The organism is Kitasatospora sp. NPDC127035 (assembly GCF_042726075.1).
GTDB lineage: Bacteria > Actinomycetota > Actinomycetes > Streptomycetales > Streptomycetaceae > Kitasatospora.
On record NZ_JBHXDN010000106.1, the window covers coordinates 7,354 to 21,191 of the forward strand.

General features: G+C 76.2%; 10 protein-coding genes. 5 read left to right on the forward strand and 5 right to left on the reverse strand.

The window, feature by feature from the left end:
- Positions 1-132 precede the first annotated feature (132 nt).
- Complete coding sequence (locus ACFWIC_RS38990) at positions 133-675, reverse strand: hypothetical protein (RefSeq protein WP_329881343.1); 543 nt, start codon at positions 673-675, stop codon at positions 133-135.
- Between the two features lie 175 nt (positions 676-850).
- Here ACFWIC_RS38990 and ACFWIC_RS38995 point away from each other — a divergent pair, with 175 nt between their 5' ends.
- Both ACFWIC_RS38995 and ACFWIC_RS39000 read left to right on the forward strand, forming a co-directional pair.
- Entirely contained in the window at positions 851-4,009 is a 3,159-nt protein-coding gene (locus ACFWIC_RS38995) for a BTAD domain-containing putative transcriptional regulator (protein ID WP_380521800.1), read from the forward strand.
- 251 nt (positions 4,010-4,260) lie between these two features.
- Positions 4,261-4,875: a hypothetical protein gene (locus ACFWIC_RS39000; protein ID WP_380521802.1), complete on the forward strand. Its 615-nt coding sequence runs from the start codon at positions 4,261-4,263 to the stop codon at positions 4,873-4,875.
- 82 nt (positions 4,876-4,957) lie between these two features.
- Here the strand turns inward: ACFWIC_RS39000 and ACFWIC_RS39005 are convergent, their stop codons facing one another.
- Positions 4,958-7,288 carry an MMPL family transporter gene (locus ACFWIC_RS39005; protein ID WP_380364057.1) on the reverse strand — a complete coding sequence of 777 codons (2,331 nt, stop codon included), beginning with the start codon at positions 7,286-7,288 and terminating at the stop codon, positions 4,958-4,960.
- Between the two features lie 259 nt (positions 7,289-7,547).
- On the opposite strand from ACFWIC_RS39005, the gene ACFWIC_RS39010 reads away from it, so the two are divergent.
- Positions 7,548-8,234 (forward strand): response regulator transcription factor, encoded by a 687-nt coding sequence (locus ACFWIC_RS39010; RefSeq protein WP_329881347.1) that lies wholly within the window; start codon positions 7,548-7,550, stop codon positions 8,232-8,234.
- 45 nt (positions 8,235-8,279) lie between these two features.
- On the opposite strand, the gene ACFWIC_RS39015 is transcribed toward ACFWIC_RS39010, so the two are convergent.
- The 3 genes from ACFWIC_RS39015 to ACFWIC_RS39025 form a co-directional block, all read right to left on the reverse strand.
- Entirely contained in the window at positions 8,280-9,470 is a 1,191-nt protein-coding gene (locus ACFWIC_RS39015; protein WP_380364436.1) for a serine hydrolase domain-containing protein, read from the reverse strand.
- A 207-nt stretch (positions 9,471-9,677) separates the two neighbouring features.
- Positions 9,678-10,022 carry a hypothetical protein gene (locus tag ACFWIC_RS39020; RefSeq protein ID WP_380521805.1) on the reverse strand — a complete coding sequence of 115 codons (345 nt, stop codon included), beginning with the start codon at positions 10,020-10,022 and terminating at the stop codon, positions 9,678-9,680.
- Positions 10,023-10,258: 236 nt separating this feature from the next.
- Positions 10,259-11,272 carry a zinc-binding dehydrogenase gene (locus ACFWIC_RS39025; protein WP_329881350.1) on the reverse strand — a complete coding sequence of 338 codons (1,014 nt, stop codon included), beginning with the start codon at positions 11,270-11,272 and terminating at the stop codon, positions 10,259-10,261.
- A 94-nt stretch (positions 11,273-11,366) separates the two neighbouring features.
- Here ACFWIC_RS39025 and ACFWIC_RS39030 point away from each other — a divergent pair, with 94 nt between their 5' ends.
- Complete coding sequence (locus tag ACFWIC_RS39030) at positions 11,367-12,053, forward strand: TetR/AcrR family transcriptional regulator (protein WP_380521807.1); 687 nt, start codon at positions 11,367-11,369, stop codon at positions 12,051-12,053.
- 263 nt (positions 12,054-12,316) lie between these two features.
- Positions 12,317-13,714, forward strand: a complete 1,398-nt coding sequence (locus tag ACFWIC_RS39035; RefSeq protein ID WP_380521809.1) for a carbohydrate-binding protein — start codon at positions 12,317-12,319, stop codon at positions 13,712-13,714.
- Positions 13,715-13,838 lie beyond the last annotated feature (124 nt).

Consider the following 13,838-nt stretch of genomic DNA (forward strand, 5'->3'; position numbering starts at 1 on the left):
GCCCGCCGGGGGGGGGGGGGGGGCCGGGGGGGGGGGGGGGGGGGGGGGGGGGGGCCCGGGGGGGCCCCCGGGGGGGGGGGGGGGGGGGGGGGGGGGGGGGGGCCCCCGCCCCCCCCCCCGGCGCGGCTGGGGTCAGCTCCAGGGGTTGGCGGGCTGGTCGTTGATCGCGGTCCAGAAACGGGTGTTGTTCGGGATGTCGCCGTAGGCCCAGAAGGTCCAGCCACCGGTCTGGGCGAGGTCCGGACCGTAGTGGCCGTCGTGGAACTCGGCCTCGCGCCACCCGGCACCGAACGTGGCCTGGCAGACGCTGTCGGCCGCGCCGCGGCTGTTGAGGCGGCTGCCCTTCACCGGGCGGCTGAGCGCCACGGTGCCCTGGGCCCAGCCGTCGTAGAAGCCGATGCTGATGCCGGCCGGGGCCGGGCTGCCGTCCACGTTGAGGCAGAGCACGGGCAGCGAGACCGACGGCGCGGTGTCGCCGTAGTAGGCGTTGCTCGACGTGCCGCCGGGGCCCCCGACGTGGACGGTGTCGTCCGGCCCGTACCCGAGGACCTCCCAGGTCATCCCGTAGTGCGTGGCCGGCCCCGGGGCGGCGTTGGCCGGAACGGCGGTCAGCGGGACCACGACGGCCGCGGTGAGGGCCACCGCGGCAGCGGCGAGGCGCTTGGTGAAGGTCATGGCTGTGTCTCCAGAGATCGCAGGCAAGTAGTGGGAACGCCCCCGGCCTTTCATCGGCCCGGTGCGGGTTCGACCCTCTCAATCGACGGCACCGATCTGGCATGATCTGGTCATCAGATCGTCACCAAACGCGACGGCCTGACAGCGCTGTGCAGCGCCCTGGGGAGGGGAACGCATGGAGTTCGCGATTCTGGGACCGCTGGAGGTGCGGACCGGCACGGCCGGCAGGGTCCGGCTGGGGGGCGACCGGCAGGAGCGGCTGCTCGCGGCCCTGCTGCTGAACGCCGACGGCTCCGTCCCGGTGGCGCGGCTGGTCGACGCCGTCTGGGACGACCGGCCGCCGGCCACCGCCGACCGTCAGGTCCGCAACCTCGCCGGGATGCTCCGCCGGCTCTTCGACCGGGCCGACCCCGGTGGCCCGGCCGTGCTGCTCACCGACGGCCACGGGTACCGGATCTCACTGGACGGCCACCGGCTGGACGCCCGGACCTTCGCCGACCGGATCGCCCGGGCTCGCGCCACCGCCGCCGACGGCGAACCGGCCGCCGCGGCGACGGGCCTGCGGGAGGCGCTCGCCCTGTGGCGCGGCCCCGTCCTGGACGGGCTCCCCGGACAGCTGCTGGCGGCGGGCTCCGTCGCGCTGGACGAGCTGCGGCTGACCGCCTGGGAGGACTGTCTCGACCTGGAGGCCGCCCTGGGCCGGCACCGGGCCACCGTGCCGGAACTCACCGCGCTGGTGGCCGACCACCCGCTCCGGGAACGGTTCGTCGGGCAGTTGATGCGGGCCCTGCACCGCTCCGGCCGCACTGCCGACGCCCTCGCGGTCCACCGGCGGTTCGCCGGACGGCTCGCGGAGGAGCTGGGACTCGATCCGAGCAGCGAACTCCAGCTGCTTCACCTGGAGTTGCTCACCACCGGACCGGGCCGTCCGGACGGGCCGCGCCCGGACGGCGGCGGGGCCCGAGGGATCCGCGGCGAGCGGACGGACGACGGGGCGGGCGCCAGAACGACGGGCGCCAGAACGACCGGTGGCAGCGGGACGGGTGGCAGCCGGACGAGCGGGCACCGGCCCGCCGAGCACGGGACGGGCGGGCGCGAGCGCCACCCGGAAGCGACCGGGCAGGAGGCACCCGGCCGGTCGACGGCCCGGCAGGAGCGGACGGAGCCGGAGCGTGCGGGGCCGGCGCGGACGGGGCGGGGCGGGGCGGGACGCGGCAGCGCCACGACGGTGGGCACCGGCCGGGACGGCACCGGACACGCCGGGCCGGAGAGACCGGCCGGGTCCGTGCCGCGGCCGGCCCAACTGCCACCGCCGTCGGCCACGTTCACGGGCCGTGAGGCGGAGCTGGCGACGCTGGACGGGATCGCGGGGCTCGACCGCCCCCCGGCCCCGGACGGGCCCGCCGGGCAGGCGGGCACCGCACGCCGGGCGAACGCCGGGCCCGGCCCGGCCCGCAGGGCGAGGGCGGCCCCGATCTGCGCGGTCTCCGGCAGCGCCGGCGTCGGCAAGAGCACCCTCGTCGTCCACTGGGCCCACCGGATGCGCGACCACTTCCCCGACGGCCAGCTCTACGCCGACCTGCACGGCTTCTCCCCGGGCCCGCCGCTCTCACCCCACGCCGTCCTGGCCCGCTTCCTGCGCGCCCTCGGCACCTCCGGCGAGCACGTCCCCACCGCCCCCGAGGAGGCCGCCGCCCTCTACCGCACCCTCCTCGCCGACCAGCGGATCCTCGTCGTCCTCGACAACGCCCACAGCGCCGAACAGGTCCGCCCCCTGCTCCCCGGCGCCCCCCAGTGCCTGACCCTGGTCACCAGCCGCACCCGCCTCGCCGGCCTCACCGCCCGCGACGGCGCCCGGCCCCTCGCCCTCGGCCTGATGCCCGCCCCCGACGCCCTCGCCCTCCTGCACCGCGTCATCGGCGACGACCGCACCCGCACCGAACCCGCGGCCGCGACCGAACTCGCCACCGCCTGCGGCCACCTCCCCCTCGCCCTCGCGATCACCGCCGCCCGCCTCGCCGAACGCCCCCACCGCACCCTCACCGACCACGTCACGGAACTGCGCGACACCGAGAACCGCCTCACCGCGCTCCAGATCGACGGCGACACCACCTCCGCCGTCCGCACCGCGCTCGGCCTCTCGTACCACGCCCTGCCCACCCCCGCCCGCACCCTCTTCCGGCACCTCGCCCTCGCCCCCACCCCCACCTTCAGCACCGCCGCGGCCGCCGCGCTGCACGGACACCCCATCCACGCCGTCCGCCCGCTCCTCGACCAGCTCGCCACCGCCCACCTCCTCACCCACGAGAACCCCGACCACTACCGCATGCACGACCTGCTCCGCCTCTACGCCACCGAACGCGCCACCGCCGAAACCGGCCCCGCCGCCCGCACCGCCGCCCGCGAACGCCTCTGTACCTGGTACCTCCACCACGCCGACGCCGCCGCCCGCCTCCTCACCCCCCACCGCCGCCGGCTCCCCCTCACCACCCCCGGCGCCTGGTACGAGTCCCCGGCCTTCACCACCGCCACCCAGGCCCGGCAGTGGTGCGAGAGCGAACACACCCACCTGCTCGACACCGTCCGCACCGCCGCCCGGCACGGCCTCGACGACGTGGCCTGGCGGCTACCGGCCGCCCTGTGGGGCTACTACTTCCTCAGCCCCCACCTCGACGACTGGGAGGAAGCGGCCCGCCTCGCCGTCGCCGCCGCCCACCGCGCCGGTGACCCCCACGGCGAGGGCCGCACCAGGAACGACCTCGCCACCGCCCTCACCGCGCTCGGCCGCCACGACGACTCCCTCACCGAGCTCCGCCGGGCCCGCGCCCTCCTCGCCTCCGTCGGCGACCGGGTCGGTGAAGCCCTCGTCATCGGCAACCTCGGCGACCACAGCCTCCACACCGGCGCCTACGGGCAGGCCCGCGTGTACCTCCAGGGAGCGCTCGCCCTGCTGCGGGCGCAGCCGGCGGACCGCCGGGACGACTGGGCGATCGGGGCCTGCGAGACCAACGTCGGCGTGAGCGCGATGCGGGCCGGCCGCACCGGGGAGGCGGACGAGTACCTGCACCGGGCGCTCGACCGCCACCGCTCGACCGGGAACCCCGTCCTGGAGAGCATCACCCTGTTCCACCTGGGCGACCACCACCGCCGTCTGGACCGGCCCGAGCAGGCCGCCGAGCGTCTCCACCAGGCGCTGGCCGTGATCGACGGCAGCACCGGGAACCCGCGGCTGCGCGCCGAGGTGCTGGCGGCACTGGCCGATCTGGGGGAACGGGCGGGCCGCGGCGAGCGGGCCGACCACGGCACGTCGACCGGCCTGCGGCGCACGGGCTGACCGTCCGGGCCGCGCCGTCCGCCGCACCGACCACGCGGACCGGCCGGCTCGGGGCCGGTTGTCGCCCGGGCGGGTGGTCGGGACGCCGGCACGGCAGGGCGGGGGCGGTGCGGCGGGCCGGGCGTGCTCGGATGGCGGAGAGTCCGGCCGGGGCCGGCACGGCGGGCCGTCGCCCCCAGGGGCTGCGGGCGTGCCGGCGGTCGAGGGGCTCCGGCGGGCCCGGGCGACCGGCCGAGGGCGAGGAGGGGACGATGCGGCGCACCGCGATGGCGGCCGTGGTGTCGGCGGCGGTGCTGGCGATCGCGGCGGTCGGACCGGCCGGGCCGCCGGTCGACGACGGGGCGGGCGCGGCGGCCGGGCAGCGGGCGCCGTCGTGGTCCGGGGACTTCGGCGGGCGCGGCGGGTTCGACGACTTCGACGACCTGGGCGGCCTCGGCGACCTCGCCGGAACCGCCGGAACCGCCGGATCCGCGGGGGCCGACGCCCTCGGCGGCTTCGGCCGGCCCGGCGACCCGGCCGGGACCGGTGGCGGACGCCTGCGGGTGCTCGCCGGGGTCCTGCGGCAGGACCGGCCCGGCAGCGGCTGGTACCTGGTCGGCGGGGCGCACCTGGCGCTCGGCCTCCAGGTCGTCTCCGCCGACCACGAGCAGATCGTGCTGCGCTTCCCACCCGCCCGCCGGGTGGTGTCCGTGCTCTGCGGGCCCGACGAGACGTACGCGCCGCAGGGATTCACCTGCGGCGCGTCCGTCTCGCTCGACCGGGTCACCGTCCGCCTCGGCCGCAACGGGCGGCCCGCCGACCCGGCCGTCACCAGTGCCGGCGAGTACGCCAACTTCTGGTTGCTCGGACTCGTCGAGCGGCGCTGACGGCCGGGGCGGGACTCTGTGGCCGGGGCGGTATCCGGAGCTGGGGCGGTACTCGGGAGCCGGGGCGGTCCCGGCGGCCGGGTCAGCGCTCGGCCGGTGCCGTCCAGGACGGCTCCGCGGCCGGTGCCCAGGCCCGGTCGTCGCCCGGGCCCTGCTCCGTCGCCTCCCACGAGCGCTCCGCGTCGGGGCGCTGACGGCCCCGTCGGCCGCCGGGGCGCACCGGCCACCAGAGTCCGCGGCCGAGCAGGACCGCCAGCGCGGGCACCAGGACGACGGAGAGCAGGAACGCGGAGAGCAGGATGCCGAGCGCCGTCGCGAAGCCGACCTGCTGGGTGGACGGCTGCGGGGTGACCGCCAGGCCGGCGAACGACCCGGCCAGTACCAGGCCCGCCGTCGCGATGGCCGGCGTGGTGTGCCGGACGGCCCGGGCGACCGCGGCCCGGGCGGGCCCGGGGCGCTCCATCTCCTCCCGGATCCGGTCGCTGATCAGGATGTTGTAGTCGGTGCCCAGCGCGACGACGAAGAGGAACAGCACCAGCGGGAGGGTGAAGTTGACGCCCGGCTTGTCCAGCGCGTGCTGGAACACCAGCGCGGACGCACCGAGGGTGGCCGCGAAGCCGAGGCCGACGGAGAGCAGCAGGACGACCGGCGCGAGCAGGCTGCGCAGCAGGACGAGCAGGATCAGCCCGATCAGACCGGCGGCGACCGGGAAGACCAACCGGAGGTCGTGGTCGACGGCGGTCGAGACGTCGGCGAAGACCGCCGGGGTGCCGCCGACGTGCGCCGCCAGCCCGTTCGGGGTGTTCGCCGCGACCGCCGCGCGGACCGGTCCGGAGACGAGGTCGCGCGCCGCGCCGGACTGCGGGTCGGCGGTCAGGAAGAGGTCGATCCGGACGGCCCGGCGGCTCTCGCTCAGTACCGGCGTGCCCGCCTGGCCGACGCCCTCGACCCGGGCGAGCGCCTTGGCCAGGCCGTCGACCGCGCCGACGGTGAGCGGGCCGCCGTCCCGCGCCTCGACGAGGACGGTGGTCGGGTCGGACACCCCGGCGGGCAGGGCGCGGGAGATCTCGGCGGCGGTGCTCTGGGCGGCGGTCCGCGGGCCGCCGCCGAAGCCGTAGTCCATCCGGATCCCGATCAGACCGGCGGCCAGCGCACCCATCAGGGCGACCGAGCCGACGACCATGGTCAGCGGGCGGCGGGCCACGAGGTCCCCGAACCGGGCGGACGCGCCCGCGGCGGGTTCACGGCGCAGGGAGCGCGAGGGCCAGAACAGGGCCCGTCCGGTGGCCGCCAGCACGGCCGGCATCAGGGTGAGGCCGGCCAGCAGCATGACCAGGACCGAGACGGCGACGGCCGGGCCGAGCACCCGGAACTGCCCGAAGCTCGCGATCCCGAGGGTGGCGAAGGCGGCGACGATGGTCAGCGCGGCCGACGTGATCGCGGTGCCGACCCGGGCGCCGACCTCGGCCGCGACGGCGCGGTGGTGGCGGTCCGGGCGGGCTCGCAACTCCTCGCGGAAGCGGAACATCAGGAAGAGGAAGTAGTCGATCCCGATCCCGAGCAGCACCACCGCGATCAGGCTCGGCACGGAGGGGTCGAGCTTGATGTCGGCCAGCAGCGCGGTGCCGACGACCGCGCCGCTCGCCACCCCGCCGATCAGGGCCACCGAGACCAGCGGCACGAGGGCCGCCATGACGCTGCGGAACACCAGCACGTTGAGCAGCATGATCAGCACGACCGAGCCGATCGAGGCGATCTTGCCGAGCGTCTCGCTGTCGTCGGCGGAGTCGATCTGCTCGGCGAGGGCGCCGGTGAAGCCGGTCCGCAGGCCGGCGTCGGCGAACTGGGCCCGGGCGCCGTCCCGGAACGCCCGGTAGGTGCCGTGCAGTCCCGGGTCCGCCGAGTTCCCGGTGAGGCTGGCGGTGAGCAGCTCGAAGGTCCGGTCCGGCGCGACCATGGCCGGGGCGACCTGGGGGACCTGCGAGTAGTCCTTCCGCAGCAGGGCCGGGGCGTCGTCGGTCACGGGCATCGTGACCTTCGACCGGCCGAGCTTCTCGGCCACCCCGGCGACGCGCTGCCGGTCCGCGTCGGTGAGCGCCGCGCCGTCGGCCCGCGCGACCAGGACGGTGACCGGGTTGGCGTCGGCCTTGGCCCCGAAGTGTTCCTGGGCGATCGTCGTGGCGGCGGCCGAGTCGTAGCTCCTGGGCAGGAAGTCGGCCGTCTGGGTCTGGGTCACCCGGAAGATCAGGGCCTGGCTGAGAACGGTCAGGAGCATTCCCAGGACCGCCCAGACGGCGATGACCTTCCACGGATTCCTGGTGGAGAATCCGGTCAGGGCGCGGATCACGATGTCCTCCGGCTGTGGTGCGACTGCCGGGGTCTCCCGGCAGATCTCAAGCTCATCAGCCCGCATCCGCCGTTTCCTCCGAGCCCAGGACGAGAACGCCACCGGGACCGCGGTCCGGCGCCCCCTCCCCGACCGGGACCGTGGTCCCGGTCGGGGAGGGGGCGGGAGACCGGGACCGGCACCCTGACGACACCTCACCGGTACCCGTGGTCACGGGGCCCGGACCGGAGCGGGTACGGTCTGACCGGAATGCGGGAACGTGTCACGTCCCCGCCGCAGGGCGGGGCGGACCGGACGCGCCGGTCGAGGGAGAGGAACTGCTCGGATGACGGCACCACCGGAGCCGATCAAGGTGCTGATCGCGGACGACCAGCCATTGGTACGTCGCGGACTGGCCCTGATCCTGTCCCCCGACCCGGGGTTCGACGTGGTCGCCGAGGCGGAGAACGGCGAGCAGGCGGTCGCCCTCGCGCACCGGCACCGGCCGCACGTCGTGGTGATGGACATCCGGATGCCGGTCCTCGACGGCGTCGCGGCGACCGAGCGGCTGTCCCGCGAGCTGCCCGAGTGTCGGGTGCTCGCGCTGAGCACCTTCGACATGGACGAGTACGTGGTCGCCGCCCTGCGCGCGGGGGCCTGCGGGTTCCTGCCCAAGGACATCTCCCCGGAGGAACTGCTCTCGGCGGTCCGTACCGTCCACACGGGCGAGGCGGCGGTGGCCCCACGCCTGCTCACCCGTCTGATCTCCTCCTACGTCACCTCGGCCCGGCCGCCGCAGCCGGCGGCACCGGCCACCGGCCTGGGCGAGCTGACGCCGCGCGAGGTCGAGGTGTGGCGCCTGCTGGCCACCGGGCTCGACAACACGGAGATCGCGGGGGCGATGGAGATCAGCGTCTCCACGGTCAAGAACTACATCACCAGCATCTTCGGCAAACTCAGCGTCCGCGACCGCGCCCAGGCGGTGATCGCGGCCTACGAGTCCGGCCTGGTCGAGGCCCGGCCGGCGGGCTGAGCCGGGGGCGGGCCGGTGACCGGCCCGCCCCCACCCCGCCGGGGGTCAGCGGCAGAAGGCCGCGTCCACGGCGTCCGCCATGTGCCGCACCGTCGCCTCGTTGTCCGGGACGGCGGTCACGGTGATGTTGACGGCGCGCCCGTCCTCGGTGACGCCGCCCCGCGACCGGAACGCCTGGGTGGTGCCGCCGTGGCCCCAGTACACGCCGCCGCACGAGAGCGGCCTGCTCTGCAGGCCCAGCCCGTAGCGGATGCCGGGGCCCAGCTCCTCGGCCGGCACGGTGGTGCGCATCTCGGCGAGCTGCGCCGGCGGCAGCAGCCGCCCGTCGAGCAGGGCCGTGTAGAAGCGGTTGAGGTCGGTGTCGGTCGAGACGACCGCGCCCGCCGCCCAGGCCACCGACGAGTCCATGTCGGTGAACTCCCGCAGCGGCCCGCCCGGTTCGCTCCGGACGTAGCCCTTGGGGTGGCGCTCGTGGATGGCGAGGTCCCCTGGGGCGGGGAAGTAGGTGTGGCGCAGCCCGATCCGGTCGATCACCCGCCGGGTGATCTCCTCACCGACGGGCCGGCCGGCGACCTTCTGGACGATCAGGCCGGCCACCAGGTAGTTGGTGTTGTTGTACTCCCACTTCGTGCCCGCCGGGAAGCGGGCCTTGCGGGCCAGCGCCATGTCGATCAGTTCGCGGGGCTCGAAGTAGCGGTACCGCACCGCGGTGAGGTCGGCCAGCGCCGGGTCCTCCAGGTACTCGGGCAAGCCGCTGGTGTGCTGGAGCAGCTGCCGGACGGTGACGGTCCGTCCGTCGAACCCGTCACCGCGCAGCAGGCCCGGCAGGTAGGTGTCGACCGGGGCGTCCAGGCGGACCTTCCCCTCGGCGACCAGCTGCAGCACGGCGACGGCGGTGAACGCCTTGGTGTTGCTGCCGATCCGGACCTGCCCGCCGACGGGCACGGCGGCGCCGGTCGCGAGGTCCCCGACGCCGGCGGTGTAGGTGCGGGTCCGGCCGTCGCGGCCCCGTACAGCGGCCAGGGCGGCCGGCAGGCCGTCGTCGCGCACCAGCGCGTCGAGGCTCCGCCGGACGGAGTCGGGCCCGGCAGCGGCGGGTGCCGGGTCGGGTTCGGAGGCGAGGGCGGCTGGCGCACCGGCCGCCGTCAGGCCGGCGACCACGGCCGCGGCCAGTGCGGCGGCCACCGCGGCTCGGCGACGGCCCGTCCCGGTCCGGCGCGTTGCGTGTTCGGTCATGAAGCGACTCCCCTGGTGGAAGGCGCCGGGAGCTCCCGGCGCCTTCCAGAGGACCATGCGGGAGCAGGGCGGTTCGTCCGCGTCCGGAAGGAGAGCCCAGGCAGGAGCGTGCTCCGGGAGGGGCCACCGCTTGGGACCGTGCTCCCGGGGACAGGCCGGGCCGGGTCCGGTCGGGTCGGGCCGCCGTGCGTGGCCTGCCGTGCGCGCCTACGACTGGTCCCAGACGTCGACGGTCAGCGTCCGGTCGGCCGGGCAGGCGGCGATCAGGTCGGGGTGCAGCTCGTGGCTCCACACCCGGACGTCGGGCCGGGCGCCGGGGATCGCGTCGCCGTCGAACAGCGGCAGTACCTCGCCCGCGCGGACGGTGAAGCGGTTGGGGTAGCCGTCGAAGGACAGCTGCTCGGCCTTCCCGCTCGCGGCGAGCTCCATGATCCAGTCCGCCCCGAAGAGCCCGGTCTCCCATGTGGCGAGGACCACACGACTGCCCGCGCCGTCCACGGCCTCGTCGGCCTGCGGGCCCGGTGCCGACACGATGATGAACCAGCCGAGCATGCGACACGCTCCCCTTCGGTCCGCTGCGGATCGGTCGAGAGCCTACGCGGGTCAGGCCGGCGGCACACCGCTTCGGCGAACCTCCCCGGGTAGGGCCCGCGAACGTGCGGCGGGGCCGGAGGAGGCCGCCGGTGGTGCGAGCCCTGCGGGCGGACCGGCCCGGCCCCGGTCACGGCCGGTCCGGGCCGGCCCGGGGCTGGAGGTCAGGGCCGGGGCAGGAGGTCAGGGCCAGGAGGTCAGGGCTTGAGGATCAGCCGGATCGGGTCGCCCTTCTTCTGCTCCAGCGCCTCCACCGCGTGGGCGGCGTCGGCCAGCGAGAAGGTGCCGCTGACGGACCGGGAGAACTCCAGCCGGCCGCCGCGCACCAGGTCGACGAGGTCGATGACGTCCTGCGGTCCGGAGCCGTAGTGGCCGCGGATCTGCTGGCGCAGGTAGCTGACGAGGGTGCCGTTGGTGACGGTCAGCGGCTTGTCGGTCAGACCGACCAGCACCAGGCGGCCGTGCTCCCCGAGCGAGGCCATCGCCTGCTCGCGCACCGGCGCGACGCCGGCGAAGTCGAACGCGGCGGCCAGCGGGCGGCCCCGGGTGGCGGCACGCAGGCGGTCGGCGAACGCGGGGTCGGCGGGGTCGAGGGCGGCGTCCGCGCCGAAGGCCAGTGCGCGTTCGCGGGCCGCGGGCAGCGGGTCGACGGCCACGATCGGGTAGGCACCGACGGCGCGGAGCAGCTGAACGCCGTGGGCACCGAGGCCGCCCACGCCCCAGACGCCGACGGCCTCGGCCGGGCGGACCGCGCCGGTGGACGTGATGGCCGCCCACGGGGTGGAGACCGCGTCCGGGACGAAGCAGGCCTGCTCGAAGGGCAGGTCGTCGGGGATGGGCACCAGGGTGGTGGCGGTGGCGAGCGCGAACTCGGCCCAGCCGCCGTCGTAGTCCACGCCGCGGGTGTAGACGACGCCGTCGCGGGTCTCGCCGGCCTGGAGCAGCACGCGGTCGCCGACCGCGGCGGTGGTGACGCCCGCACCGAGGGTGTGCACGGTACCGGCGACCTCGTGACCGAGGGTGACGGTGTCGCCCTGGAGGAAGAGCGGCTTGAGCATGCCCTGGATCAGGTGGACGTCGGACAGGCAGACACCGGCGGCCTCGACCTTGATCAGGACCTCGCCCGGGCCGGGCGAGGGCACGGGCACCTCCTGGACGGCGAAGGCTCCCTTCGCGACGTCGAGCCGGCCGGCGAGCATCGTGGCGGTCATTCCGGTTCCCTTCCACAGGGGGCGGCGGTCGGTGGGCGCGCCGCTCCGCACTTACTTGTTGTTCGACAAGCAAGTTGCACTCTACCATGGTGGTATGCCTACGCACGAAGCCCCGGCCCCGTCCGCCCGGCCGCCCCGCCCCTCCCGGCCCTCGTCCGGCGGATCCGGCGAGCCGCCCCGTCGGACCCAGGCCGAGCGCCGCGCCCGGGCCGAGGCCGCACTGCTCGCCGCCGCCGCCCGGCTGGTCGCCGAACACGGCAGCGCCGGGGTGACCCTCGCCCGGGTCGGCGAGGAGGCCGGTTTCAGCCGCGGCCTCGCCACCCACTACTTCGGCTCCAGGGCCGCACTGCTGACCCGGCTCCAGGAGGAGGCGCTCTCCGAGGCGATGGCGGCCGCGGCACCCGAGCGCAGCGGCTCCGACCCCGTCGAGGAGCTCTGCCGGTTCGCCCGGGCCTGCCTGGACGGGGTGCGACGGCCGACCGACCTGGGGCGGGCGTTCGTCGTCCTGGGCGCCGAGGCCCTCGCCGGATCGTCCGAACTCACCGACGCCGTCGCACGGTTGGACGCCCGGATGCGCGGCTGGGTGGCCGGCGTGGTCCGCCAGGGCGCGGCCGACGGGCAGGTCCGGGCCGGCGTGGACCCGGACGCCTACGCGGTGGCACTGGTCGGCCTGCTCAAAGGGCTGATCGTGCAGGCCGCCGCCGCTCCCGAGTCCTTCGCGGTGGACCTCGCGGGCACGGAGGCCGAGCGGTGGATCCGCCTCGCCCTCACCGCGCCCTGACGGCCCGCCCCTCCTCGCGACCGACCGGCGGCCGAGGCGCTCCGGCTCCTCGGCACTCCGGGGCTCCGGCGCTTCGGCGCTTCGGAGTTGACGAATCTGTCCATGAAAAGGTCTTCTGTACAACGGAGTCGGCCTTCGCACCCCGCCGGTGACGGCGGCGGGGTATAGCGCCGGCCGTCGGTCCCCAACGGCATCTCCCGCCGATCGGCGGGTGCTCCTACGGTTTGCGGCAACCCCCACACCGTGACCGCAGGAGATCCCCCATGCTCAGACGACCTGTCCGGGCGGCGTGTGCCGTCCTGGCCGCCGCCGTCCTGACGTTGACGGCGCTGCAGACCAGCGCCGGCGCCGCCGCACCCCCGGCGGGCGGCCCCGCCGACACCGCCCGGGCGGCGGCGGCCTCCGCACCGGACACGCTCGGCGTGTCCGCGGCGCCGCCCGAGGTGCTGGCCGCGCTGCAGCGCGACCTCGGCCTCACCCCCGACCGGGCCAGGACCCGGCTGGCCAACGAGGCCCGGGCGGGCGCCAGGGCCGCGGCCCTGGCCCAGGGCCTGGGCGGCACCTGGGCCGGCTCGTGGGTCGACGGCCCCGACGCCGCCACCCTGACCGTCGCCACCACGCGGCCCGCCGACGCCGAGACGATCCGGGCGGCCGGCGCCAGCCCCGCCCTCGTCACCCACCCGCTCGGCACGCTGGAACGGACCCTCGCCGCACTCGACCGCGCCGCCGCGCACACCACCGCGGTCGCGGCGCCGGTACGGTTCGTCGACGTGCGCACCAACGCCGTCGTGCTCCAGGCCACCGACACGCGCGCCGCCGAGCGGCTGGTCACGGCGGCCGGCGTGGACCGGGCACTGGTCCGGGTGGAGACGGTCACCGAGACACCCCGGCCGCTCTACGACATCCGCGGCGGCGATGCCTACTACATCGGCGGCAGCAGCCGCTGCTCCGTGGGCTTCGCGATCACCCGCGGAACCACCCAGGGCTTCGCCACCGCCGGCCACTGCGGGCGTGCCGGCTCCTCCACCACCGGATCCAACCGGGCCTCCCAGGGCAGCTTCCAGGCCTCGGTCTTCCCCGGCAACGACATGGCGTGGGTCGCCGCCAACAGCAGCTGGACCGCCACCCCGTACGTGAGCGGTGCCGGCGGGAACGTCCAGGTGACCGGCTCGGTGCTGCAGCCCGTCGGCTCCTCCGTCTGCCGGTCCGGCTCCACCACCGGCTGGCACTGCGGGACCATCCAGCAGCACAACACCAGCGTCACCTACGCCGAGGGGACCGTCTCCGGGGTCACCCGCACCAGCGTGTGCGCCGAACCCGGGGACTCCGGCGGCTCGTTCATCTCCGGCAGCCAGGCTCAGGGCGTCACCTCCGGAGGCTCCGGCAACTGCTCGCAGGGCGGCACCACCTACTTCCAGCCCGTCAACCCCATCCTCCAGGGCTACGGACTCACCCTGAAGACCGACTCCCAGGGACCGGGCCCCGGCCCCGGTCCCGGCCCCGGTCCCGGCACCCCCGGCGGCACCTGGGCGGCGGGCACCGTCTACCAGGCCGGCGCCACCGTCACCTACGGCGGCGGCACCTACCGCTGCCTCCAGGGCCACCAGGCCCAGCCCGGCTGGGAGCCGCCCAACACCCCCGCGCTCTGGCAGAGCGCCTGATCCCGCACCGCACCGACTCCCGCGTGCGCCGTGGTCCGCCGCGGGGGGGGCCCCCGCGCCCCCGCGGGGGCCCCCGCGGCCCGGCTGCTGGTCGGGCCGGGCGCAGTCTATGCAACCCTTACCC

Bases quoted from the DNA above. Each gene is read 5' to 3' on its own strand.
- ACFWIC_RS39010 (WP_329881347.1), top strand. From the start codon at position 7,548: ATGACGGCACCACCGGAGCCGATCAAGGTGCTGATCGCGGACGACCAG.
- ACFWIC_RS38995 (WP_380521800.1), top strand. From the start codon at position 851: ATGGAGTTCGCGATTCTGGGACCGCTGGAGGTGCGGACCGGCACGGCC.
- ACFWIC_RS39030 (WP_380521807.1), top strand. From the start codon at position 11,367: ATGCCTACGCACGAAGCCCCGGCCCCGTCCGCCCGGCCGCCCCGCCCC.
- ACFWIC_RS39015 (WP_380364436.1), bottom strand. From the start codon at position 9,470: ATGACCGAACACGCAACGCGCCGGACCGGGACGGGCCGTCGCCGAGCC.
- ACFWIC_RS38990 (WP_329881343.1), bottom strand. From the start codon at position 675: ATGACCTTCACCAAGCGCCTCGCCGCTGCCGCGGTGGCCCTCACCGCG.
- ACFWIC_RS39005 (WP_380364057.1), bottom strand. From the start codon at position 7,288: ATGCGGGCTGATGAGCTTGAGATCTGCCGGGAGACCCCGGCAGTCGCA.
- ACFWIC_RS39035 (WP_380521809.1), top strand. From the start codon at position 12,317: ATGCTCAGACGACCTGTCCGGGCGGCGTGTGCCGTCCTGGCCGCCGCC.
- ACFWIC_RS39000 (WP_380521802.1), top strand. From the start codon at position 4,261: ATGCGGCGCACCGCGATGGCGGCCGTGGTGTCGGCGGCGGTGCTGGCG.
- ACFWIC_RS39025 (WP_329881350.1), bottom strand. From the start codon at position 11,272: ATGACCGCCACGATGCTCGCCGGCCGGCTCGACGTCGCGAAGGGAGCC.
- ACFWIC_RS39020 (WP_380521805.1), bottom strand. From the start codon at position 10,022: ATGCTCGGCTGGTTCATCATCGTGTCGGCACCGGGCCCGCAGGCCGAC.